The sequence below is a fragment of the Thalassospira sp. GO-4 genome (genome assembly GCF_023588965.1).
Lineage (GTDB): Bacteria > Pseudomonadota > Alphaproteobacteria > Rhodospirillales > Thalassospiraceae > Thalassospira > Thalassospira povalilytica.
Genome location: NZ_CP097807.1, coordinates 4016893 through 4041746 on the forward strand (window position 1 = coordinate 4016893; position 24854 = coordinate 4041746).

Annotated in this window: 19 protein-coding genes, 1 tRNA gene and 1 pseudogene; 14 read left to right on the forward strand and 7 right to left on the reverse strand. The window is 50.4% G+C overall.

All coding sequences use genetic code 11. The features are described 5' to 3' along the window. Window positions 1-6: 6 nt before the first annotated feature. Window positions 7-1794, forward strand: coding sequence for a thiamine pyrophosphate-binding protein (locus tag M9H61_RS18375; RefSeq protein WP_250282164.1), 1788 nt, complete (start codon window positions 7-9; stop codon window positions 1792-1794). Between the two features lie 127 nt (window positions 1795-1921). Further along, window positions 1922-2425 carry a MarR family winged helix-turn-helix transcriptional regulator gene (locus M9H61_RS18380; protein ID WP_250282170.1) on the forward strand — a complete coding sequence of 168 codons (504 nt, stop codon included), beginning with the start codon at window positions 1922-1924 and terminating at the stop codon, window positions 2423-2425. A 9-nt stretch (window positions 2426-2434) separates the two neighbouring features. Here M9H61_RS18380 and M9H61_RS18385 read toward each other — a convergent pair whose 3' ends face one another. From M9H61_RS18385 to M9H61_RS18405, 5 genes are read right to left on the reverse strand one after another with little or no spacing between them, the layout of a single operon-like run. After that, complete coding sequence (locus tag M9H61_RS18385; RefSeq protein ID WP_120224391.1) at window positions 2435-2875, reverse strand: hypothetical protein; 441 nt, start codon at window positions 2873-2875, stop codon at window positions 2435-2437. A gap of 4 nt (window positions 2876-2879) precedes the next feature. After that, a complete protein-coding gene (nadC, locus tag M9H61_RS18390) occupies window positions 2880-3761 on the reverse strand; it encodes a carboxylating nicotinate-nucleotide diphosphorylase (RefSeq protein WP_250282171.1) in 882 nt (293 codons plus the stop codon). Further along, on the reverse strand, window positions 3758-4750 hold the full coding sequence (locus M9H61_RS18395) for an ABC transporter substrate-binding protein (RefSeq protein ID WP_199679424.1): 993 nt from the start codon (window positions 4748-4750) through the stop codon (window positions 3758-3760). Before M9H61_RS18395 ends, nadC begins: the two co-directional genes overlap by 4 nt. After that, window positions 4747-5895: a Gfo/Idh/MocA family protein gene (locus tag M9H61_RS18400; RefSeq protein ID WP_250282173.1), complete on the reverse strand. Its 1149-nt coding sequence runs from the start codon at window positions 5893-5895 to the stop codon at window positions 4747-4749. The genes M9H61_RS18395 and M9H61_RS18400 overlap by 4 nt, the downstream gene beginning before the upstream one ends. 58 nt (window positions 5896-5953) lie before the next feature. Further along, window positions 5954-6904 carry a PDR/VanB family oxidoreductase gene (locus M9H61_RS18405; protein ID WP_250282175.1) on the reverse strand — a complete coding sequence of 317 codons (951 nt, stop codon included), beginning with the start codon at window positions 6902-6904 and terminating at the stop codon, window positions 5954-5956. Window positions 6905-7040: 136 nt separating this feature from the next. Here M9H61_RS18405 and M9H61_RS18410 point away from each other — a divergent pair, with 136 nt between their 5' ends. The 12 genes and pseudogenes from M9H61_RS18410 to M9H61_RS18455 all read left to right on the forward strand — a co-directional run bounded on the left by M9H61_RS18410 (window position 7041) and on the right by M9H61_RS18455 (window position 22507). Further along, window positions 7041-8318: a Rieske 2Fe-2S domain-containing protein gene (locus M9H61_RS18410; RefSeq protein ID WP_120224395.1), complete on the forward strand. Its 1278-nt coding sequence runs from the start codon at window positions 7041-7043 to the stop codon at window positions 8316-8318. A gap of 182 nt (window positions 8319-8500) precedes the next feature. Then, window positions 8501-9979 carry an aldehyde dehydrogenase family protein gene (locus M9H61_RS18415; RefSeq protein ID WP_120224396.1) on the forward strand — a complete coding sequence of 493 codons (1479 nt, stop codon included), beginning with the start codon at window positions 8501-8503 and terminating at the stop codon, window positions 9977-9979. 90 nt (window positions 9980-10069) lie between these two features. Next, entirely contained in the window at window positions 10070-11053 is a 984-nt protein-coding gene (locus tag M9H61_RS18420; protein WP_250282177.1) for a TAXI family TRAP transporter solute-binding subunit, read from the forward strand. After that, window positions 11050-12972, forward strand: coding sequence for a TRAP transporter fused permease subunit (locus M9H61_RS18425; RefSeq protein WP_250282178.1), 1923 nt, complete (start codon window positions 11050-11052; stop codon window positions 12970-12972). Before M9H61_RS18420 ends, M9H61_RS18425 begins: the two co-directional genes overlap by 4 nt. A 407-nt stretch (window positions 12973-13379) precedes the next feature. After that, on the forward strand, window positions 13380-15050 hold the full coding sequence (locus tag M9H61_RS18430) for a methyl-accepting chemotaxis protein (RefSeq protein ID WP_250282181.1): 1671 nt from the start codon (window positions 13380-13382) through the stop codon (window positions 15048-15050). 1573 nt (window positions 15051-16623) lie between these two features. After that, window positions 16624-17262, forward strand: coding sequence for a TnsA endonuclease N-terminal domain-containing protein (locus M9H61_RS18435; RefSeq protein ID WP_230230860.1), 639 nt, complete (start codon window positions 16624-16626; stop codon window positions 17260-17262). Next, on the forward strand, window positions 17259-19355 hold the full coding sequence (locus M9H61_RS18440) for a Mu transposase C-terminal domain-containing protein (RefSeq protein WP_250282183.1): 2097 nt from the start codon (window positions 17259-17261) through the stop codon (window positions 19353-19355). Before M9H61_RS18435 ends, M9H61_RS18440 begins: the two co-directional genes overlap by 4 nt. Further along, window positions 19342-20283, forward strand: coding sequence for a TniB family NTP-binding protein (locus tag M9H61_RS18445; RefSeq protein ID WP_250282185.1), 942 nt, complete (start codon window positions 19342-19344; stop codon window positions 20281-20283). Before M9H61_RS18440 ends, M9H61_RS18445 begins: the two co-directional genes overlap by 14 nt. Continuing rightward, window positions 20276-20623, forward strand: a pseudogene (locus tag M9H61_RS20690) (TniQ family protein); the annotation flags it as partial. The gene M9H61_RS18445 and the pseudogene M9H61_RS20690, both read left to right, overlap by 8 nt. Window positions 20624-20812: 189 nt before the next feature. Next, on the forward strand, window positions 20813-21913 hold the full coding sequence (locus M9H61_RS18450) for a hypothetical protein (RefSeq protein ID WP_250282187.1): 1101 nt from the start codon (window positions 20813-20815) through the stop codon (window positions 21911-21913). 214 nt (window positions 21914-22127) lie between these two features. Then, a complete protein-coding gene (locus M9H61_RS20695) occupies window positions 22128-22334 on the forward strand; it encodes an MbcA/ParS/Xre antitoxin family protein (protein WP_371922232.1) in 207 nt (68 codons plus the stop codon). A 95-nt stretch (window positions 22335-22429) separates the two neighbouring features. Then, a tRNA-Ile gene (locus tag M9H61_RS18455) sits at window positions 22430-22507 on the forward strand. 228 nt (window positions 22508-22735) lie between these two features. On the opposite strand, the gene M9H61_RS18460 is transcribed toward M9H61_RS18455, so the two are convergent. Together M9H61_RS18460 and M9H61_RS18465 are read right to left on the reverse strand one after the other, a co-directional pair. Continuing rightward, on the reverse strand, window positions 22736-23470 hold the full coding sequence (locus M9H61_RS18460; protein ID WP_114103812.1) for a response regulator transcription factor: 735 nt from the start codon (window positions 23468-23470) through the stop codon (window positions 22736-22738). Then, window positions 23451-24656: a GAF domain-containing sensor histidine kinase gene (locus tag M9H61_RS18465; protein ID WP_250282189.1), complete on the reverse strand. Its 1206-nt coding sequence runs from the start codon at window positions 24654-24656 to the stop codon at window positions 23451-23453. The genes M9H61_RS18460 and M9H61_RS18465 overlap by 20 nt, the downstream gene beginning before the upstream one ends. Between the last annotated feature and the right edge of the window lie 198 nt (window positions 24657-24854).

Consider the following 24854-nt stretch of genomic DNA (forward strand, 5'->3'; position numbering starts at 1 on the left):
GGAAAAATGGAAAAAGTCGAGAATCCTGCTGCATCAGGATCGGAAGGGGTTTGGGGTAGTGACCTGATTGCAGAGATGTTGCGTGCCCTTGATGTGGAATTTGTTGCCCTTAATCCAGGATCAAGCTTCCGCGGTTTGCATGATAGTCTGGTCAACCATCTTGGGAATGAAAATCCCAGAATGCTTCTGTGCCTGCATGAAGAGCATACGGTTGCGATCGCGCATGGTTGGGCGAAGGTTACCGGACGCCCAATGGCGGCCATCGTTCACGCCAATGTCGGGTTGATGCATGCTGCCATGTCGATTTATAACGCTTGGTGTGATCGTGTGCCTGTATTGGTGTTTGGTGCCACCGGTCCCGTCGACGCTGCCGAGCGGCGTCCATGGATTGACTGGATACATACATCCCGTGATCAGGCCGCTTTGGTGCGCCCCTATGTTAAATGGGATGATCAACCCTCTTCTATTCGTGCCTCGCTTGAAGCCATGATGCGCGGGGCAACAATTGCAAAAACGGCTCCGATGGCGCCAGTTTACGTTTGTTTTGACGTTTCGGTACAGGAAGAGGAGGTTACCGAATCAATAAGTCTTCCTGATGTCAGTCGTCATGCTTTGCCTGCGCAACCTGCAGCATCACGCGAAACGCTGATTGAATTGCAGACGATGCTTCGAACGGCCAAAGCGCCTGTGTTCCTGATGGGCCGTGTTTCGCGCAACGAGGAAGATTGGACGCGCCGCGTCGCACTCGCTGAGGCATTCAATGCCCGCGTCCTGACCGACATCAAGCTTGGGGCCGCATTTCCGACGGATCACGCGCTCCATACCGGCGCTCCTGGCTTCTTTATGTCGCCAGACGGAGCTCGTGTCCTGAGTGATGCTGACCTGATCGTCAGTTTTGACTGGGTCGATGTTGCGGGTACTCTGAAGCAGGCGGGGTCGAGGACGGAAAATACAAAGATTGTTCAGATTTCCCTCGATCATCAGATCCACAATGGCTGGAGCATGGATCATCAGGCAAATGTCAGGGCTGATCTGCATATCGCTACTGAACCGGATGTGGTTATCAAACAACTTTGCAAAGAAGCTGACATTGCACCAACCAGTAGTCTGGAAAGTCTGCCGGCACTATGCACTGGCGATATCGCAACCCCATCAGCCCCGCTTAACGTAGACAGTCTTGCTGCATCTTTGGGGGAGGCTCTCTCCGAAGAGATCGTGTCGCTTGTTCGGTTGCCGCTTAGCTGGGGTGGTGATCTTTGGCATTTCCGCCACCCACTTGACTACCTTGGCTATGATGGTGGAGCCGGGATTGCGTCGGGTCCGGGTATGCTGGTCGGTGCGGCCTTGGCGCTGCGCGATACAAATCGTCTTCCGGTTGCCGTTTTAGGTGATGGTGATTTCCTAATGGGGGTTTCGGCGTTTTGGACTGCTGCACGCTATGGCATTCCGTTTCTTGCAATCATTGCCAATAACCGGTCTTTCTATAACGATGAAATTCATCAGGAAAAAGTCGCCATCAGTCGCGAACGTCCGGTCGAAAATAAATGGATTGGCCAACATATTGGCGGGCCGGATATCGATTTGGCGGCAATGGCCCGGGCGCAAGGTTTGAGGGCATTTGGTCCTGTGTCCACACCGGAAGAACTAAATGCCGCCATTGAAGAAGCTTTGCCAATCGTTAAGGCGGGAAAAGCCGTCGTGATTGATGCGCGCATAACCCCCGGTTACACGAAAGCTATGTCGTCGGGCATGACGCGTACTGCTGAAGAAACTGCCGAAGGTGACGAAGGGTAATCGTTGGCGTAATGTGCAAACGTGCTTGGCGAGCTCCCGGCTAAGCACGTTTGACACCGGCAAAAGACGGCTGTATCAGTCAACCCGAAAAGCAAGATCAGTTGGTTTTAGGGGCATCCATCAATTTATGGTCGATAGAAAAAACAGAGTTCCGGATTCACGCGAACGTCTTGCGCATATTATCCGGCTGGCAACCCGCGGTTTTAACCGTTCTCTGCAAATACGTCTTGCGTCGCATCACGTGACGTTTGGCCAGTGGATTTTCCTGCGCATCCTGTGGCAGCAGGAGGGTTTGACTCAACGTGAGCTGGCTGAAGAAGCCGGTCTTACCGAGCCAACGACACATACAGCCTTGCAACGTCTTGAAGCGCTTGGCTTTCTTGAAAAACGTACCTTGGCCGGTAATCGCCGCAAACAGCATGTATTCCTGACCAAACGGGGCAAGGAGCTTCGTATCGAGCTTGAACCGCTCGCGATTGAGGTGAACGAGGTTGCCTTGGATGGTTTGACACCAGACGAGGTCGAAACCATCCGTAAGGGCATGTTGGTTATTCTTGAGAATCTCGAGGAAGATGAACGAAAGGCGGGAGAGGAAGGACGTAAAGTCCCACCAACCCGCATTCCGACTTAAGGCTTTCGTTCAGACTGCTGACAGCTTTGCGATCAAGGCATCTGCCGTTGTGATTTCTCGCAGCGGCATTTGGTCCGTTGATGCGTCTGGATTTGCGTCATAGTGCAATCCTTCACCATCCCAGAACCACCAATATACGACGTTGCCTTGTTTGTCGCGGATTGGCATCCGGAACGTAGGAAAGGTGCTGTCGCTGGCCGGTATTTTCGCGGCACCGACTTTTTCGCCTTTGATCATGTCCTGTTTAAGTGCTGAGAATAGCGGGAGCATGAAGGTGAATTCGGTTTTGCCTTTTGCAAGCTCTGCAATGTTTGCCGGGCGAGCTGGGTGGTGCCCGGGCAAGGCGCGAACTACTTCTGGGTACGCAGGATGGTTATGCGTGACTTGTAAGTAACCAAAGCCTTGGGGGAGCGTGATTTCGATGATATCGCCAGGCTGAAATTGTTTCATTGTTCTACCCCAGTGTGACGTCGAGACCGATATCAAGGGTCGGTGCAGAAATGGTGATCTTGGAACTTGAGATGAAATCAACCCCTGTTTCGGCAACATCCTTGATTGTGTCGATATTGATACCGCCTGATGCCTCAATCCGCGCGCGACCGTTGTTAAGCTTTACCGCTTCTTTCAGACCATCAATTCCGAAGTTGTCGACAAGAATGGTCGTTGCACCGGCGCTTAGCGCTTCTTCGAGCTGTTCAAGTGTGTCGACTTCGATCTCAATCACAACAAGATGCCCGACATAATTGCGCGCGGCTTCGATTGCTTTGGTGATGCTACCGCAAACGGCGATGTGGTTGTCCTTGATCAGAACTGCATCATCAAGGCCAAAGCGATGGTTCGCACCGCCACCACAACGCACAGCGTATTTTTCATAGGCTCGTAAACCCGGCGTGGTTTTACGCGTGCAGCAAATCCTTGCATCTGTGTGCGCAATTAAGTCGGCAAACTTTGCGGTTGTGCTTGCAACGCCAGACAGATGGCAGAGGTAGTTCAGTGCTACCCGCTCGGAGGATAGGATGGCACGTGCGTTTCCTGTCACCCGCGCGATTTCGTCACCTGGTGCGAGCGTATCCCCATCCTTTCGGAAGGCCTCGAATTGGAGCCCCGCACCGGCAAGAGCAAAAGAAGTCCGGGCAAAATCAACACCGCAAAGGCTCCCGGCTTCGCGGGAAACGAGGGATACTTGTGCGCGCAGCTCCGGCCCGATCGTTGCATCGGTGGTCAGATCACCAGCGCGCCCGAGGTCTTCCTTGAGAGCGGCGCGTACGCCCTCTTCGACCAGAATGGCCGGGAGAGAGGGAAATACGCCCGATGTTTTTGCATTATTGGTGGTCATAGGCTGAAAACCTCGCGAGTGGACGGATGGAAGAGTTCATCAATAGAAAGCTTCCGTGGTGAGAGGCCTTGGCGGTAATGGTAGTCAAGGAAGGTTTCGATCACTTTGCGGTTTGGTGCTACTCCATATGGCCACAAATCGTCGCCCAGAAGTTTCTTGGCACGATCAAGGGTGTCTTCGACAAACGGCATGGTGACTTTGGTTGCAGAGGTGTCGCTCAGAGCATCTAAGGCCATTTGCTTGGATTGCGAGAAAGCCTTAAGCAACGCGGCGGGCAGCCATGGATGTTGATCTGCAAGACTTCTCCGGACGCCTAGCACATGCATGATCGGGAAAATGCCGGTGCGGTTGTAGTGGCCCTCAGCTGCAGAAATGCTGTCTGAGAACAGGCGGCCAACATGCGGGTGGCCCTCGTTAAAGCATTTCGGCCAACGCGGGCCGATGAAGCCATCAATCTCGCCATCTGCCAGCATCTGGTTGAGGGTCGCGCCTTCGGGGGCTTGGGTCATTTTGACGTCTTCGGGAAGCTCAACCTTAATCTTTTCCGGGCGGCCCGGGGTGTCCATACCACCACGTACCCAATGGATATCGGATGGTTTTACCCCGTAGTCGTCTTCCAGAATGCCGCGCACCCAAACATTGGCGGTCAGCTGATATTCGGCAATGCCGATCTTGCGGCCCTTTAGATCCTCTGGCTTGTTGATACCCTTGTCCGTGCGAATGTAAACCGAGGTATGCCGGAAGGCGCGAGAGAGAAATACCGGGATCGCCACGTAATGTGCTTCGTTACGGGCAAGCTTCACACAATAAGATGAAAATGAAAGTTCACTTACGTCGAAGTCTTCGTTGCGAAACGCCCGGAAGAACATCTCTTCGGGTGACAGGAGCATCGAGACAGGGTCGACGCCATCAATTTTGACGCGACCATCAAAAATCGGTCTGGTGCGATCATAGTCCCCATAAGCCAGTGAAAGGGTCAGGTTGCTCACGAGTTTCCTCCGGTGTTTGTTTCTTTTGACGGTATTTGATGAACCAATTTCACGGTTCCTGCTGTTTCTGCCGATTGCAGAATTGCGTGACAGGCTTCGAGTGTTGCCAGTCCCCAGCGGCCAGTTTGTGATGGCGGTGCGTTCAGGTGCACCGCACTGATCAGTGCCGAGACAACCTCAGATCGCGGGCCGGCATGCATTGGAGCTGGTATGAACTTTTGTTCAAAATCGCCATGCAACCAAACGCCATCTGCCGTGATGCGCAAATCGCCTCCTTCACAGGAAACAACAATTGGTCCGAAATGTTCATGATGGGGAGCTGGCGGTCGCACTGGTGTCTCCCCATATGTCCGGCCAGATTTAAGGGCGGCTTCCTCTTGCGGGGAGGATACTTTTGAAAGTGCGATGCGGGCCTGACCATAATTGGCAGGGTCTTTGGGGTAACCCAATTCACCAACCCAATCTTGCCAGACGTCTGAATCAAAATGCGCATAGCCCGAATAGGTCAAAGACGCAAAGGCGCCTCCTTCAAAACAGACAAGGGCGCTATACGCACCTTCTGTAGAGCGTTCTGGATCCCAGTTACCAGTAGCTGCCGTAATGGTCTTCACCATGCCGCCGCCCAGAAGCCGGACGATATCAAGCTGATGGACAGCCTGACTAAAGATGACGCCACCACCTTCCGCTGTAACGAGTTCCTCCGGTCTGCGCGGGCGGTACAGAAAGTCGGTATAGTTCAGGGCTTGGATCATTCTGACACGACCAACCTTGCCGGACTGAATGATATCGTGGGCAAGGCTGACGGCTCCATCAAAGCTATGACTTGGTCCCACAATCAGCTGTACGCCAGCCTGCTCGCAGGCCTCGACCATCTTGATGCCATCCTCAAGGCTAATCGCCAGTGGCTTTTCGACGAGCACATGTTTTCCTGCTCGGGCGGCGATTGAAACGTGATCGACATGCATCTGATGCGGCGTTGCGATGTAAACAGCTTCAACGTCTGGGTCAGCACAGATGTCTTCAACGCGGTCATATGTTCGACCGCCGAATTCCTTTTCGAATGCAGCACGCGATGATGCCCGCGGGGCACAGGCAGCGATGAGTTTGACGCGTTCATCGGCAAGCAGGCTTGGCAATGTCAGCATGAACCCGCGTCCGAGCCCGATCACACCCAGACGCAATGGGGGCTGTTCAGACCAGCACTCAGAGTTCGATGACAAGGTTACCCTCCCTGGCGCGGGAGACGCAGATCATGATCTGGCTGTCTTTTTCTTCATCCATCAGCACCATATCGCGATGGTCGACGTCGCCTTCGATCAGCTTGCAGCGGCATGTACCACACGTGCCACTCTCGCATGAGCTGACAGTTTTGATGCCGCTGTCGCGCAAAGCTTCAAGAACAGATCGATCTGCCGGGACCTGTATTGTCTCTCCGGTATTAAGGAGCGTGACCTCAAACGCCTTGTCATCCTCACGGACGGCCTCAACGGCCTTGAAATCCTCGAAATGGACACGCCCTTCCGGCCAGTGACCGGAAATCGCCTTGATTTCTTCCATCAAAAGTGATGGTCCACAGCAATAGACATGGATTTGGCTGGGCTCTTCGAAGTGGTCCCAGAAATCGTAAACCTGTTCAAGGTCGCCATTGTCATGATGGAAGGTAACGTTTGAGCCGAAGGATTCCTTCATCTCGGCCATATATGCCGTATCTTCCGCAGTGCGTGTGCAATAGATGATCTTGAAGGGTTTTCCCTCCATCGTCAGGTGATTGGCCATCGCATAGATAGGTGTGACGCCGATGCCCCCGGCAATCAGAAGGTATTTTGACGCATTTTTCAGGGCAAAGGTGTTCTCGGGCGGCTGGATCGATAACTCGGTTCCTTCAAGCGCCGACTCGTGCATCGAAGAGGAGCCGCCACGCGATTCAGGTTCACGTTTTACGGCGATCACATACTCCTCGGGGCTGTGTCCATCATTAACCAGTGAATAGCGGCGCATCGCCCCGGAGGGGGTCTCAACTGTGATGTGCGAGCCGGGTTCAAATGCTGGAAGTTCAATGCCTTCCACGGGAGAAAGCGTAAACTCGCAGATGTGGGGGGTGAGCTCTCGCCGGGCCACAACGCGCATTTTTATGCTTTCTAATTCTATTGACATTTTTTCCTCCCGAATTAACTTTACGCAATAAATTAGATATCTAATAATTTTTGTCAAGTCACTAGACGCCTGTAATCAGGTCATGTATATAAACTTTGATATCTAAGAATAAGCAACACGGAGGAGAGTTCGCGAGATGCTGAGCCATGAGGAGAATGATCTTTTAACCCGCGTCACTGGCGATGCGCCGATGGGCAAGCTGATGCGCCAGCACTGGACGCCGGTCTGTCTGATCGAGGAAGTCGCTGAAGCAGACGGCAAGCCGCTGCTTGTTGAAGCGGTGGGTAACCGTTACGTCGCGTTTCGCGACTCAGAAGGTAAGCTTGGGCTGCTTGACGAGCTTTGCCCGCACCGACGTGCGTCTCTTGTGTTCGGTCGTAATGAGGATTGCGGACTGCGCTGCCTTTATCATGGATGGAAATTCGACGTTGAAGGCAACTGCGTTGCCATGTCGTCCGAACCTGAAGGCAGCCCGCTTCACGAAAAGGTCAAACACAAATCCTATAAAACTGTCGAGTGGGGTGGATTTGTCTGGGCGTGGCTTGGCGAAGAAGAAGGCATGTATCCGTTTTCTCCGCCCGCTTTTGCACCGACCGAAGACACGCAGGTTTCAATCCTGAAAATTCGCATTCCGGCAAACTGGGCACAGATCACTGAAGGTCAGATCGACTCTGCTCACTCTTCCAGCCTGCATTCTTCTGACATGAAACCCGCGCGTGTCGAAGGGGCGTCTGCAGACGATCAGGCGTGGTATCGTCCGTCCACCGACAAGTCGCCGCGCATGCAGACGCAGACAACCAGCTATGGTTTCCACTATGCTGCGATCCGCAAGCCGATCAAAAATGCAGGTACGCATCATTATCTGCGTATTACCGAATACATCGCGCCATACACTGCATTGATTCCGCCGAACAACAATTACAATGTCGCGAGCGTCATCGTACCGATCGATGATGAAACCACGCACTTCCATTTCATCGCGTGGGGTGGGAAGGCCTGCCCGACAACCGAAGAGTGGCGCAAGTTCAACCATGCCCAAAAAGGCATTCATCTGGATGAACGATGGGTTTCCCAGCGACAACTCCACAACAACTTCCTGCAGGACCGGCAAGCGATGAAACTTGGGAACTTTACCGGTGTGCTAGGCATTCCGAACCAGGATATCGTGATGTGGGTTTCTATGGGGGCGATTGTTGACCGGTCTGACGATATCTTGGGCGCATCCGATCTGGCGATTGTCGAGTTTCGTCGTCTGATGGTGGACGCCGCGAGGAAAGTTGATGCCGGCGGTGAAGCCCTTGGAACAACGGAACCAAGAGTCCCCCATGTAAACATCGCTTCGCGTGAGGGAGTTTATCCGCAGACCGTTGATTGGCGTACGCTTGTAGAAGGAGCAAGCGTCGCTGCAGAGTAGTGTTTGCAAGGGCAGGTTCGGCTCCGAATCTGCCCTTCAGATAAAAAAAATAACTAAGATATCTAATTTTATTGTTGACGGATCGTACGTCCTGCCATTTAACTTAGATATCTTATAAAAAATAAAATAACGACCTTCCCGCGCACAATAAAAATCGCGGATTTTCCTGGGAGGAAAACAGCATGAAGCCATTAAAAGCTTCTACTGCCGAGGTATTGCTGACTGAGAGAGTTCCCAAAGGGCTCTATTATGGAGGGGCATGGCATCGCGCCGCAAATGCCCAAATCTCGGTCTTTGCGCCGTCTACCGGAACTGAAATCGCAAAGGTAGATAGTGGTGCAGCATCTGATCTTGATGCCGCTGTGACAGCGGCAGCGGCAGGGCAGAAACTTTGGGCGCGCACGACACCGCGCGAACGTTCACAAGTGATGCGTGAAGCCGCGAACATCATCCGCGCAAACAAGGACGAGCTTGCCCATCTTGATGCGCTCGATAGCGGAAATTCCCTGACCGGGATGCTGTTTGATGTCGAACTTGCCGCGACCTTGATGGATTTCTTTGCCGGTCTTGCGACGGAGCTCAAGGGCGAGACTGTTCCGGTTGGCGCGGGCAAAGTGAACTATGTCGTTCGCGAGCCGGTCGGGGTTGTTGCCCGTATTGTCCCGTTCAACCATCCATTGATGTTTGCATGTGCCAAGCTCGCGCCACCGATTATGGCTGGTAACAGCGTTATTATTAAGCCATCCGAGGAAACGCCGCTTTCAAGTCTGAAGGTTGCAGAACTGATCGGTGGTCTTTTCCCGCCCGGTGTTTTGAATATTCTGAATGGTGGCTCCGATCTGGGTGCAGGTCTTTCGACCCATCCGGGGATTGCCAGCGTCAGTGTTGTTGGCAGTGCTGCAACCGGACGTGCTGTTATGCGCCAGTCCGCGGATACCCTTAAGCATGTCTCTCTTGAGCTAGGGGGCAAAAACGCCCTTGTCATATTCCCCGATGCCGATGTTGAAAAAGCTGTTCAAAGTGCGGTTAAGGGCATGAATTTGCCTTGGACGGCGGGGCAGTCATGTGGGTCGACCAGTCGTGTTTTCGTTCATGAGAGTATTTATGATTTGGTCGTCGAACAACTGGCTTCTGCTTTCAACGATATTACCCCGGGTGATCCACTCTCCCCGGACACTCAGATGGGGTGTTTATCTACACGAGGTCAGTACGAGAAGGTTCTCCGCTACATCGATATTGCCAAAGGCGAAGGGGCAAGGATGGTCGCGGGAGGCGACGTTCCTGCCGATCTCGCGGGTGGCTTCTTCGTCAGGCCGACGGTGTTTGCCGATGTGACGCCTGATATGCGCATTGCCCAAGAAGAAGTGTTTGGCCCCGTACTAAGTATTCTGAAGTGGACGGAGTATGACGCTCTTATCGATGCCGTGAACGGCGTTGATTACGGGTTAACGGCCTCAGTCTGGACGCGTGACCTTTCCCAGGCAATGCGTGCCGTGGATGACATTTGTGCCGGATATGTCTGGGTCAACAATTCCAGCGACCATTTTCTTGGCACCCCATACGGCGGGATGAAGCAATCAGGTATCGGGCGTGAAGAATGCCTCGGTGAGATGCTGTCCTATACCGAACAGAAGAACGTGAATATCACTTTCGAGGCCTGACGCTGCTTTGCGGTAACCGGAAAAGGTTCAGCGTCCAATAACAATAAAACAAAACCATAATCAGAGATCGTACCCATTAGGGAGGAAAGAATGAGGCTTTTGACTCTTGCCGCGGCTATTGGACTGGCCTTCGGCGTTAACACTGCACAGGCTGAACCGGTAAACCTGACATTGTCGGGTGGGAACCCGGGTGGCTTGTGGTCTCTTCTCGGCGCAGGTATCGACCGTGCTGTAAAACAATCAGATCCAAATTCCGTTGTGACATATCAGGCAACTGGTGGTGGATTTGCAAATATAGGTTTGCTGGGAGCAAATCGGACGGACATGGGATTGGTTCACAATGCCGAAGTGAAGATTGCTTTGGCAGGAGAAGAGCCCTTCAAGGCCCCTGTAAACAACATGCGTGCAATTGGTTACATGTATAACTGGGCGCCGATGCATTTCTTTCTGGCGAAGTCGATTGCCGACGAATACAACATTGATAGCCTCGACGATCTTGCAACAGCAAAAGCACCGGTGCGTATTGGCGTAAACCGTTCGGGTAATATTACGTCCAACGTAGCATTGTTCATGCTCGAACAAGCCGGTTTAACCAAGGAAGCTGTTGAGGCAAATGGTGGGCGCATTGTTCAGGCAGGGGCAAACGACCAGGCAGAGCTGCTGAAGGATGGTCGTATCGACATGGTTACCAATGGTGTGTTTGTTCTCCATTCCTCATTCCGCGCTATTGATGAAAACAATGAAGTCATTGTCCTCGACATTCCACAGGACGTGATTGATGCAACCAATGAACGGTTTGGAACCCAAGAATTTACCATTCCGGCGGGCAGCTATTCCAACCAGCCAAACAATGTCGAAACATCTGCTCTCGGGGCGCTTCTCGTTACAACCGAAAAAATGCCAGAAGCAACTGCTTATGAATTGACCAAATCACTTGTCGCTCATATCGACGAGGTGCGAGCAGTGCATGGATCAATGAAGGCGCTCAACACCGAATTGATGGCTGATCAGGATGTTCTGCCGTTCCATCCCGGTGCAGAACGGGCATATCGCGAGGCAGGACTTCTCAAATGATGAAGTCACTTGTTAGCACAGGCCGCAAACGTAAGTTTGCGGCCTTACCCCACAAAGTTTTGATCAGCTTGGCGGCACTATTTGCGATCGGGGTTATTTACGGCAACCTCTTCGTTATCTCGGACCCGCTTATAATTGGCATTCTGTTTCTTAGCGCCTTGTTCTCGATGCTCTTCTTGGTGGTCGGTGCAACAACTAATGCACGGGACGAGCCGACCATTATTGATTGGGTGTTAAGTGTACTGAGCCTCGCTACCGGAGCGTTTTTCCTCGTGAATGCAAGTGTGATTTCAAGTCGAATCACTTTGCTTGAAGAGCTTACACCTGCTCAACTTTTCTTTGGGTCGTCACTTCTATTATTGTCACTTGAAGCGACGCGTCGCACGACGGGTGCAGGTCTTACGATCGTTGTTCTCGGTTTTATGGCATACAACCTGTTCGGTCACATGCTACCTCCGCCCTTTGGACACGGAGTGATCGAATACACATACCTGCTGGATGCACTAATCTTTACAACGGACGGTGTCTTTGGTGTCCCGATCCAGGTTGTCGCTAGCTATGTTTTCCTATTTGTTCTCTTCGGGACGTTGCTGTCATTTGCTGGCGGCGGGGACTTCTTCTTCAACCTTGCTGCCTCGCTGACCGGAAAGAGCCCCGGTGGTCCGGCAAAGGTTGCTGTTATCTCATCAGGCATGTATGGAACGATTTCAGGCAGTCCCGTATCTGATGTCGTCGCGACAGGCTCGATAACGATCCCAATCATGAAGCGTCTTGGCTATTCATCGCGTTTCGCCGGTGCTGTTGAAGTTGCTGCGTCCACAGGTGGCAGCGCCATGCCTCCTATCATGGGCTCAGCAGCGTTCATTCTTGCTGAGTACACAGGATTTGCGTATCGCGAAGTCGTTTACGCCGCGATTATTCCAGCGATCCTTTATTATCTTGGAGTTTTCTCACAGGTTCACCTGCGCGCGGTCAAACGCGATTTGCGCTCCTATCCGGATGATGTCCCTACGCTCAAGGCAACTCTGATTAACGGCTGGATGTTTATTGTCCCGATCGCGGTGATCATACTCGCACTGTCGCTTGGCTATTCGCCAACCATGACGGCAGGCTTGGGAGCTGCTTCTGTAGTCATTGCAGCGGCTTGCTCTGCGCGAACCCGCATGAGCGTTTGGCGTGTAGTTGAAGGCCTTGGTGAAACCACATTGCGTATCCTCCCCGTTGCCGGCGCGTGCGCGGCTGCGGGACTTGTAATCGGTGGTCTGTCTATGACGGGCCTTGGCATGAAAGCGGCAAACGTGATCATGACAATCAGTGGTGCAGATCCGGTTATCACCTTGATGATTTCGGCTGTGGTGACCATCATTCTTGGTTTAGGGATGCCAACACCAAGTGCTTACATCCTTGCGGCAGTTCTTGTCGGGCCGGCGCTATCAAAGTTGGGATATCCGCTTCTTGAGTCTCATATGTTCCTGCTCTACTACGCGATCCTCTCGGCCTTGACGCCACCAATTGCGGTTGCGGCTCTTGCGGCAGCGGCCATTGCACAGGAAGATCCATTTAAGATTGCATTTGATGCAGTCAAACTTGCCTCAGTTGGCTTCCTTGTCCCATTCGTCTTTATTTGGAATCCTGCCATCATTGGGTCCGGTTCACCCCTTGAGATTGGGCTTGCTGTGATCGGCGGTGTTATTGGAACGATTTCACTGGCGGCTGCAATAGAGGGCTATATGAACGGCACTCTATCCCGACTAATGAGAAGTTTATTCGTTTGCGTCGCTGTTGGCAGTGTTGCGCCGTACATGCCCGTATCACTGGCAGCGATTTTTGTGGGTGGTGCATTACTTGCACGAAACTACTTCTCAACGTCTCCCACCTCGACGAAAGAGACGAAAGATCAAAAAGTTCCTGGAGCTTGATGCGCTCCAGTTGTGCGAGGGAGGTGTGCTCATATGCTGTGTGCCTCCCTTTTTTTCGCGATGTCATAAGGCTGTTTGATATTGCATGTTCACAAGATTGGATTTTTTACCAGCAGCTTCATGCTGCGGCGCGAATGATCACTAAATTTTACCGGTTCCGTTTCGTCGATAGTTATCCCAGTTCTGCATCGAGACCGCCGATTTGGGTAAGTGTCGCGGTTAGTTTTGTGCGCATGTCTATTTCCAGTCTCAGGAGATGTTTATTCTGGCTGACGCGACTTCATTTACTGAAATAAAATAGAATAAAATCTTCGATCTCTAATTATAAAAGGGCCAGTGACTTAAACTGGCTTAGAATAACAATTGGAAGCAGCAGCCAGAGAATGCTGGCCGTTCGGAGGAAAACGATGACTAACCTAATGCGTAATTTAAAAATCTCGACAAAAGTTTTCGGTGGCTTTGCGCTCATCTTATTGCTTTTGGCAACCGTTGCCGTGTTGGGCGTAGTTTCCATGAGTAGTGTGGGAACAGACTTTTCGCGTTACAGAGAAGTTGTTCTCCAATCAAATCAAGCAGTCCGTGTGCAGGAGAAGCTGTTGGAGGCACGGGTGGCAGTTAAAGATTATCTATTAAGCAATAGCCCTGAAGATGCCCAGATAGTACTTGATATACTCGACACGACTAAGCTGTTGAATCAAGAACTAGGGTCTTTACTGTCCGAAGGAAGCCGAAAAGAGGCATCGAGAGTAGTTTCAGATAACTTGACAGCATATTCTGAAGCTTTTGAAGAAATAGTTTCTCTCTCGGTTTTTGATCCACTACGTGGCGATTTGGTTTCTAATGAGTTAGAGCGTATCGGGCCGATCGTTGCCAGCGAGTTAGAAGACCTCAAGCGTGATGTGAAAGCAGAACAAGATGAGATCGGCCCTAGGGCTGCAGCTGCATCTAAAAGATCTGTCTTGATCAGCGAGATACTAGCGGGTGCTGCAATCATCATTGGCATAATTTTCGCGTGGTTAACTGGGAGAGGTATCTCTCAACCTATTGTGCAAATTACTGAAGTGATGAAAAAATTAGCTGCGGGCGACAAAGAAGCAAATGTTCCAGGAGAGTATCGTGGAGATGAAATTGGAGAAATGTCTCAAGCAGTATTGGTGTTCAAAGAAGGCATGATTCGTGCTGATCAGCTTGCTGAGAAAGAAGCTGAAGCATTAAAATTAAGAGAAAAACGAGCCGAGAAGATAAGCGAACTTACCGCCGGGTTTGACAGTGAAATGACTTTCGTGCTCAAAGCCCTCGTAACTGCGGCCAAAGAAATGCAATCGACTGCGACTGGGATGACCAATACTGCAGAAGAGACAAGCCGACAAGCTGGGATAGTTGCGACAGCGGCCGAGCAGGCTTCGGCTAACGTTCAAACAGTCGCGAGTGCAACTGAAGAGTTAAGCGCTTCGATTAGCGAAATAAATCAACAGGTGGGGCAGTCATCCACGGTTGCGGCTCGGGCCGTTGTAAATGCGGAAGAAACGAATGTCCGGGTACGTGGGTTGGCGGATGCAGCGCAAAAGATTGGTGACGTTGTTGGGTTGATTAGCGATATTGCAGAGAAAACTAACCTTCTTGCTCTAAATGCGACGATTGAGGCTGCTCGCGCTGGTGACGCGGGTAAGGGTTTCGCTGTGGTGGCTGCGGAAGTAAAGAATTTGGCGACAGCGACATCAAAAGCGACTGATGAGATTACTGCCCAGGTTTCAAATATCCAAAGTGAGACTGATGGCGCGGTTGAGGCAATCGCTGCAATCTCTTCCACTATCTCGGAGATTAGTGAAGTTTCGGCAGCAATTGCAAGCGCTGTTGAGCAGCAGGGAGCTGCTACACTCGAGATCACTCGCAACGTCCAAGAAGCCGCTGGGGGTACTTCTGAAGTTACTAGTAGTATTATTAGCGTGAATGAAGCTGCGGTTTCGACTGGTGGGGCAGCTGAACAAGTGCTAGATGCTTCAGGCAGCTTATTACATGAGACAGACAAATTACGTGAGAAAGTGCAAGAATTCCTGAGTTCTGTTCGAGCGGTCTAGCTGTCAAACATCCTTTCGAAGTGTCAGGGTTGAAAAAATGTTTGTCTTTTTAGTGTCAGCTACTTCTGTGTGATATTTCTCTGATTCTTGGCTTCAATATCATCCGTTGACGCCGGTGTGTGAGCTGATCCATGTGCGTGTTTTACAAAGACAATCATTGCGCCGCTTTAGCCTAGTCCCCTGGGTAAACCCGGACTGCAATTGAAGTTAGGTTTCCTACATTGCAGCTTGATCCTTTCAAGCCTGCCAGGGGTTTGAATAGAACGGCCATGGAGCTGGCATCCTGACGTACTAGGTCGCCTCCCCCCCCCCTTTGTTAATGCAAGGGCATGACCTAACGGCGTTCGCGAAGCTCAGATCGAGTATGGTTGTGATCCGCGGTTGCCGTTGAAGGATATCTGAATCGCGCTGTGCATGCTGTTGGGCATTCAGGCTGCCTGTGTCGCACCATTTATCTGCATTGGTAGAGTGCAACTTGTTCCCAATTATAGCACCTATTTATGTGCATCAGACAAAATAACAGAGCGTCGAAAAGTTTCTGGAGCACTGTACGGCTATGGTGTGCGAAAAAAGTATGTGCCTGTGTGCCATACCTTCTTTTTTTGACTCGTCGAAAATTGTCAGATTTTCTGACAATTCCGTAGATTTTTGTCAGCTTTTGTGACAATCGATGACAATTTATCTGGCAATCCGAAATGCCAAGTGCTTGATTTCGCGAGATGTCTAATGTCACCTTTTGTGGCACGTGACATCGGGTGACAAAGAAGTTGTCGTTTTTGCCAAAGAAGTTGTCGAGATTGACACAAAAGTTGTCGTGAATGGTCGACAAGTCACATCGCTAAATATGACCACGATGTTTTCTCACAGTTTATAATCTTCGGAAATATACCCTATCGGATACTGCTGATCGCATTATTCCGTGAATTGCAGATAGTCATTAGTGGACTAGGCGATTTCTGCGTGACACTAGCTTTTGCGAGATTTCAGTTGTCTGGTTTGTTGATTGAAGTAATCAAAGGCACTTTCGAAAATTTAGCGATATGCTGAGTTTCGAATCGATTTTGCAATGATTATCAACTCCATTGCATTCAGATGACGGTTTTAGTTGCAGTCCTGAGAATATTTATTGAGTCCTTAAATTCCACTTAAGGTAGGATTATATTTTCCTAATCAACATGAATTTTAAATGTCGATTCATTCACCGCCTTCATATGTGTGTGCGGTGGAATATCTTCTATCCCTTGATTCGCCAAATTGGTGAATATCTGGCACAAAATTTTCACCAATTTGACGAATATTTTGCGCATAAAATGTGATTCTACTTTAAGTTGTTTTACTTACTTGAAGGCATTGACCTCTCAATGTCTCTCAAGAAAGATGTTTCCGTCATAAAACAACTAAAGAGGTCCAAAACGTAAAAACCGCCCCAGAGTGTCTGAAGCGGTTGGATACGTCGCTGAAGCGAGATTGCTTGGTAACTTTATCCTTAGCACGTTTCCCCGAGGCAGGCAAGCATTGCGTGGAAAGCACGCCACAGGCGAGCTATGCCCAAATTCAGCTTTTGGAGAGAAAGATGAACAATCTTGCTCGACGGGTTGTAACCCGTAGCAAAGGCCGTGTCGTCGGCCATTTTTTCAGTTATCGCAATCAGAAACATCTGCAATGGGAGTCTCAGCTCGAACGCGATTGTATGCGTGTGTTGGACGTACTCCCAGATGTGGAAAGTTTTTCTGAGCAGCCCTTTCCCCTGCGCTACGTGTGTTTAGGAAAAGAGGTCACCTATTACCCAGACTTGCTCGTTACCCGATCAGGCCGACAAATTGTAATAGAGGTGAAACCCTACGAAAAAGCGATTAGCCCTGAGGCCATTGAGAAGTTTAACAACATCGAAGCTGCCTTGGCGGAGCTTGGTATCTCGTTTGAGGTTTGGACGGAAAAAGAAATCAGGAGAGAGCCGAGATGGTCGAATGTGATCCTTTTGATGTCTACCCATCGTCAACGTATTGAACTGCTCGCTGATGATGTCTTGGTGCAGTTGTTTTCTGAATGTTCGTCGCTCTCAGTGCGACAGCTTTCAAAAAGGCTGCGAAAGGTGAATGCTCGAGGCCAGGCGCTTTCACTTGTGTCTGCGGGCAAGCTTTTGATGGATCTGGATCAGCCAATTACACGCGATAGCCTTGTTCGGCTTCCTGAGAAGGAGTGCGTGCAATGACCAGTCTGCATCTCCCCTTGAACACCAAAGTGCAGGTGTATGGTTCAGAATTCAAAGTCGTATGTCATACCGCATCAAACGAATTCAACTTGGCAAACATTGAAACCGGAAAGCCCCTGTTAATTGAGGAGTCTACGTTAACTTCGCTCATTATGAAGGGTGAAGCCGAGATCGAGTGTTTTCGACAATACGGTGCTGGCAAAAACAAATCCCAAATCAAGCGCAGCTTTGAAAGCTTTAGTGCGGATAACCAAGAAGAGGCCAGACGTCGCCTTAAGTATGTGAAAGCGGTTCATCAGAGGATTTCCGATGGTTCGTTAAGTTCCGCAGTTTGTGACGTGCTGAAATTCTTCGCTCAAGTTCCCGAAGAGTGTCTGCCGAGCCAAAGAACAGTAGAGAGGTGGTATCGTGCTTGGTGTGACGGAGGGCATGATCTCAGAGCCTTGTTGCCTGCAGATTTTCTGAAAGGCAGACGTGCAAAAATCATATCAGGCGCAGTGGCCGAAATACTCGATGAGGTGATTGAGGACTTCTACCTCATTGCAACGCCTTACAAAGTGAACCAACTGTTCCAAATTCTGCGAGGTCGTATTGAGAAGCAAAACTTGGGATTGCCGCGTAAGGCACAGTTAAAAGTTCCAAACATTCGTAGTGTCTATCGATATGTTAGAGCGTTAGAACCTTTCGAAGTTGCCGCAGCTCAGCATGGCGTACGTGCAGCGAAGGCTAAGTACGATGCGGTCGGAGCAGGGATAACAGCAAGACACCCCTTGGAGATAGTACAGGTAGATCACCACCTGGTTGACTTGCAACTGATCCTTCGCAGCGGGACGATTTTGGGACGCCCTTGGCTAACGCTTGCGATTGACCTCTATTCAAGGATGGTTGTCGGTTTTTATCTGAGCTTCAATGCGCCAAGTTATATCTCAGTGATGCGTTGTTTGAAGCATGCAATTGCACCAAAGGAGATGTATCTCCAGCAGGTCGCTGAGCAACTGGAGCAGCATTCCGACACATCGTACAACCCAGAATTCGCGTCAAATTGGCCCTGTTTTGGTCTGATAGATACGTTAGTTCTCGACAACGGCCCAGAGTTTCACTCCCAGCATTTACTCGACGGCATGGCTCAGTTGGGTACGTCGGTCGAGTATAATCCGTCTTACTCGCCTCATTACAAAGGGGTCGTTGAAAGATGGTTTGGGACATTAAATACCAAACTTGTTCACACCTTCCCGGGGACAACTTTTTCCAATCCAGATAAACGAGGAAATTATCCTTCCGAGAAGGAAGCATGTCTGACAATTGAAGAGTTTGAGTTCCTGCTGACAAAATTCATCGTGGATGATTACGCGAACTGTCAGCATAGCAGTTTAAAATGTACTCCGGCTCAGAAATGGCGTGAAGGTACGCGCAAGCACCCAGTCCACTTCATTTCGTCTCAGCAAGATCTGAACGTCCTTTTGTTTAAGATCGAAACACGGACCCTTGGACGGAGTGGAATAGCTGTCGCAGGCCTTTCATATCAATCGGAGGCAATTCAACTCCTTCGTCGGAGATTGATAGGCAATAGCTCGTTGGGACCCAAAAATCCTAGAGTTAGGATCAAAGTCGATCCCGAGGACCTCTCAACAATATATGTTGAGGATCAGGAAAACCGTGTCTTTATTCCAGCAAACTGCATTTACGAGACTTATGCGCTTCGACTGTCTATGTGGCGACACAAAGTCATCAGAAGCTTGATCCAAGACACTGGCTCAAACCCCGATAAGTCGTCTGAAAGTGAGTTGTTGGATCGTCGCCTCTCTGTGTTTGAAGCTTCGCGTCAAATCATCTCTGATGCCCAAAAAACCAAACGAAAACAAGCCTACCGCTATCAGAATGAAGAGTTGAGATCTCTGTCGGCGATAGAAGCTGGTGCGCAAGCCGGCAGAGCCATAAGTGCTCCATCAGAGGTTGAGGCTGAAGATTATGAAGCACCGTTCTTTTCGAGTGAGGAAATAGAGGCAGAGTTGATCGAGAGAGGTTGGCATGCTTCCCGAGCCGGTGATGGGGCCAACCCTGATGCAGAGGATCCTGACAATGGCGTCTCGTAAAAGACCATTTCTCGTAGATCATCAAGCAAAGGCACTAGCAGCTTTCCGAGACGTTCGGATCGTGCATGACAAGTTCCAAGACGCAATGGCGCGGATATCCAATTTTCATCAAGCAGGGCGTTATTCAGACGCACCAGGGATTATGAGTTTGATTGGGCATACGGGCTCCGGAAAGACTTCAATAATTCAGGAGTATTGCCGTACGCGCAATGTACCCGGCGAATTCAAGAAGGTCTTGTCCATCGTCGTACCAGAAAACTGTACCGTTAAAAACCTAGCTTCTCGAATTCTAAGTGCGATCGGCGATCCGAAGCCAACATACGGTACCCGAGAGGACATGGAAAATCGGATTAAGTACTATGCTGATCGTACAAATGTTGAGCTGATCGTTCTTGATGAATTTCAACATATTGCTGTGCGAGGAAGTTCAGCCAGGCAGTATGACGCTGCGGACTGGATCAAGACACAGGTGGAAGTTCTAAGGAAACCGATACTTCTCTCAGGGCTGCCTGAAGTCGACAATATTTTCGTTGTGAACCCGCAGCTTGAAACCCGCCGAAAAGCGAAGATTGAACTCTATCCTCTTCGACTGAGCTCACGAGAGGCAAGGCAGGCGGCTCATTTGTTCTTCTACTCCGTCAATCAGTGTCTTCCTCTTCCTCGGCCAGAGCGCTCTGCATTACACGACACAATATCAATCAATCTGCTCGTGACATCATCAAATGGTCTGCTTGGCTACATGATGCGCGTTGTGCATTTGGCAACTGAGTTGGCAATGTTGGAGCAAGCAGAAACATTGCTCCATTCTCATATTACTGAGGCACTGCTCGAATTAGGGCCGGTTGATTTTTCGCTTGATAAGGGGGCTTTGAGGCCAACTGCCTTAAAGTCGGTAACGCGCAAAAGAAGGGGGCGCCCCAATGGCTGAGCTCAGGAAACTTTTGTTTAGCGTCCGGCCCCATCCTGAAGAGAGCCTCTTAAGCTACCTCTACAGACTAGCGGAAGAGAACCGATATACGCGAGTTTCGTGGATATCAAGCCTCGCGCGATTCTCAGTTTCAGAGGACTCACTCAATCGCGCTCACTCAAACTTCCGTGGGTTGGCAAAAGTAGCGAATGTTGATGTCGATGAGCTGATGCCGTTATTGAACTATTCTGATCGTAACGGCAACCACTCTCATGTCTCTTTGCCGACTGGAGAGATACTGTCCCGGAAGTTCTTGGAATGGCCGTCTCCTCGGATGTGCTTTTATTGTACATTCGAGAATGGCTTTATATCTCGCCTGTGGGATTTCAGGTGTGTATCCCACTGCCCTATACATGGTACCGAAGTCACAAATGTATGCCCCAGTTGCGGGGAGATTGCCACCATTGATCGGGGGGCCTTAATGCCCTGTATTCCCGGATGCAAGCCTCAATCGACTGGTAGGACATGTTCTCCGGAAACGCTTGGGTTGATGCGGCTGCTGTCAAACAAGATCACTGGTACGAACTACCCCACGCTAAGATACAAGTTTCCAAACGATTTCCTGACGGGTGGTGTCTCGGAAATCTTACAGACAATTTCCCTTATAGGGCAGCTTATTGTGTTTGCGCGCTCATCCGGACAGGAGGCATCGAGCAGCATTGATTGGAGGGCATTTTCGCAGATAGTTGACCAGATTTCATACTCTTTGGCGTATTGGCCGCGAAGACTTAATCAGACCCTTCAGACAGTGATGCCTGATAATGGACGTGGCTCTAATTCGGTCAGTGTAGCCAGAGACTTTGGTTATCTGTATCGCGGAGTGATTGCGAATAGAGAAAGCTTGCAATTCGTGTTTGATGCGCTTCTCCAGCACATAAACGATCCAGTCCAAGAGCGCGTTCTGACGGGCCGTGGTAGTCCAATCATTCTCTCTGGTGAAGAGGGTCGAGATTACATCCCAGGGCAGCAGGCTAGGCGCAAGCTCAGTGTTGGTCGGGCACAGCTCAAGCATTTGTATGATTGGGGTTATATTCAGGGAAAGTACTTTCGGACAGAGTATGGTGAAACGCTATGGATCAACCGTGAGAGCCTTGAACTCTATGCTGATCAAAAGCAGCACCTCGTTGGCGCTATGCAACTGGTAGCTATACTTGGTGTTTGCCAAAACACGATCCGATCACTTCGAAATACCGGCGTTATTCCGAGTGTCCACGGCCCAGGAAAGGATGGCTGGATTGGTTGGCGATACGATAGGCGTGTTGTTGAGGGCCTAATTTCAACCTTGCAGGAGAAAGCCTGTAAATTGCCATCCAACAATGGGTTTCTTAGCTTTAAGCAGGCTGTCGCCAAATTTAACAAGCAAGGCTTGAGCTACGGTAAATTGTTGGCGGCAATAATGGACGATGTGTTGAGCGTGTACGTTAAAGCAAAGCCGAGTGAGCAAGGGTTGGCGAAGTTCAAAGTGCGCGAAAAGCAATTAGTTCGATGGTATGGAAAGCCAGATCCTGTCGAGGCTGCTGAAACTGAAGATTCTCTCGAGCAAGGTGACGAGCCATTTTCAGTGTTTGTGGAGGTGCCAGGTGTCCAGTGAACTGATACGTGAAATTCATCAAATCCACAGTGACGAGGAACGGCGCCGATTGAGCGGACCTGGCCTGAGAACCTTTGTGGTTATTTCAGGAAGGTTGGGTTTGAATGCGTCTCAGCGAATCGCTGTGTTAGGAGCGCCATCTGCTTCAACGTATTATCGATGGATAAGGAAGGCTCAGCGAAAAGAGGAGCTTACCTTGTCCGTTGATACGTTGATGCGTGTTTCTGCTGTACTAGGAATTTATAAGGCTGTGGTGACATTGTTTCCGATTGAGAGTGAAGCTCTCACTTGGTTACATGGGCCTCATAAGAACTTACTGTTTGCGGGAAGGTCGCCGCTTGATCTTATGCAAGATAGCGGCTTTGAGGGCATTAAGTCCGTTCGGACTTATTTGGATGCATGGAGCAGTGGATCAATTTAGGTCAGTGAACTGCTCATTGGTCTTGACCCGGCCCGAAAAATATCTAATTTGTGCAGCTGCATCGAGTTTCTAGCACTTAAAAGTTGGCTCATGCAGGGCCTGTAGCTCAATTTGGTTAGAGCCGACCGCTCATAACGGTCTGGTTGCGAGTTCAAGTGTCGCCGGGCCCACCATCTCCTCCCAAAATCCGACAAATGCTTAAGTGCCAGTGTGTGTGTTACTCGGTTCAAGACGAGTTGTCATAATTCGTGGTTAATGAACATCAGTTGGGCTATAGCGCGAGGCTCAGGACTCAATGGGCCGAAACCGAGAACAGGAAAGCCAAAGCGGATCGCTCACATAGTGTTCTTTATCAATCTGACGAACCACTTTTAACCAGAAAGGTGGAATGGGTTCTGAGCCTAACGTTGAGAAGCAGGAGCGCGCGCAAGCCAGTCTCCAAGCTCTTTGTTGGCAGCAATCAATCCTTCGCGATTGATCACCTTGCGTGCAATGGCACTGGAGACAGCGCGTGTTCGTTTGTTCAGCACAATGCCCATTTCGTTCTGGTCCTGCGACTCTACTTCGAGTTTGTCATAGAGAGATAATAAACGGTTCTGGACGGTACGGAGCGACAGTTTCCGGCGCGCGGCAATAGCCTTGTCAGGCAGCCCTAGCGCCAAATCAAGTAAGATCAGATATTCAAATTCTGTCAGAGCACTGCGGGAGCGCATTTGCTGGGCCTGTATCTGGTGGACTTCGCGATCAACCACAATCTGGGCTTCGACAAGGACGGCGCGCAAAGCCAGTCGCATCTTGTCCTGTGTCGCGGTTTTCAGAACATATCCATAGGCCGCCTGATCCGGAACAATTCGCGTAATCCCGCGCAAATATGCCTCATCAGAATAGTTTGACCAGAACAGAATACGGGTGTCAGGACGTTCTGCCCAAATGGTTCGCGCGGCTTCGATGCCGTTATGTTCCTTCATGCGCAGGTCCATCACGACTGCCGAAATTTGATGCCGGTGGGCTAGGGTTTCGGCCTCCTTGCCGTTATGTGCAACAAGGATTTCATCAAATTCTGGCAAGGCTTGTTCAACGATTTCCATCAGGAAATCTGCATGCATGTTGTCATCTTCAACCAGCAATATTTTCATTCATCTTTTCTCCTTCTTGTCTGGTCGGTTGATGCAACTGAATTGTTACCTGTGTGCCGTCCGAGGTTGAAAGGTCATACTTTGCACCGATCAGGCGGGCGCGCGTTTTCATATGTTCCAGGCCACTGGGGGGCTTTCTCGGATGTGGCTGGAAGTTTCCGTTGTCCGAGACCTTGATGGTCAGGCAACCATCAACACTTTTGGCAATCGAAACAGAAACAAGAGATGCATTTGAATGCAGGACCGCGTTATTGATGGCTTCCTGACATATGCGAAAGACCGCGATACGTGTTGTTTCAGGCAGCAGGTCAATCGCGCCGTCTGTCTGATCATCCACTTTGAACTGCATGACGCTGTCATAGCTTACGGCGCGTTCGAGATGCGTCTGGACAGCATGATGGAAGCCAAACAGGTCAAGAATGGAGGGGATAGAGGTATCAATGATATCGCGCAGTCCCTGGATCATGTTTTGGACTTGCTGTTGCAATCTTAAGTACTGTGCTTCGCTCAGGCCGGGGCGGAGGTCGCGGGCGATGCGTGTCAGATCGGCCAAAGTTTGATCATGCAGATCCATCCCAATGCGCTGGCGCTCGGCTTCGAGTGCGTCTGTAAGGCTTAGTGCGCCTAGACGCAAGCCTTCTTCACGGGCAAGGATTTCGGCACGAATGATGGCTTCCTTGTTGGCCTTCTCATTGGCACGCAAAGCATAGAAATAGGGGGCCAGCATGTCTGCGAGGATACGGATCTGTTCCAGGTGGCTCTGGTTATAAAAGTCTTCCTTCTTCGAAGAACAATTCAACGAGCCAACGACTTCTCCCAGAACCTTCATCCCGACACTGACGCGACTACGAAGTTGATGGTCAATAATCGGTGCGCTTACCGCGCCGGGGAAAAGGAAGCGCTGGTCCTGAAGGGCATTTCCCGTCAGTAGATGATCTGTCTTACCCAGCAAAATGTCGCGGATGGGGGCTTTTTGTACGTACGAACGCATTTTGCTCCAGGCTGTTTCAACGCCGACCTCGTAAGCCGTTGCCCAGCTTTTGTCCGTGTCAATCAGACATACATCAAGGTGATCAAACTCGATAATCTTCTCGATCTCGGTTTTGACCGAACTTAATGCCGAGTGAATATCGAGGTTGCCCGCTAGTAAATTGGATATGCGAAGGTAATGAGCAAGATCCGACATGGGTGGTTTCCTCCAGCTCTTCGATAATATTCACAGGCGTTTCTCTTGTCTTGCGGGAACCCGCAACCTGGATGCGTATCACCGTATGCGTTCTGCGGAAACCGCTCTTTACGATTTAATCAGATAATATGATGATTGCGCCATGGTTTTGTGTTTGCCGATGAAGGCATTTACGGGCCCTTGCCGTTCAACGGCACA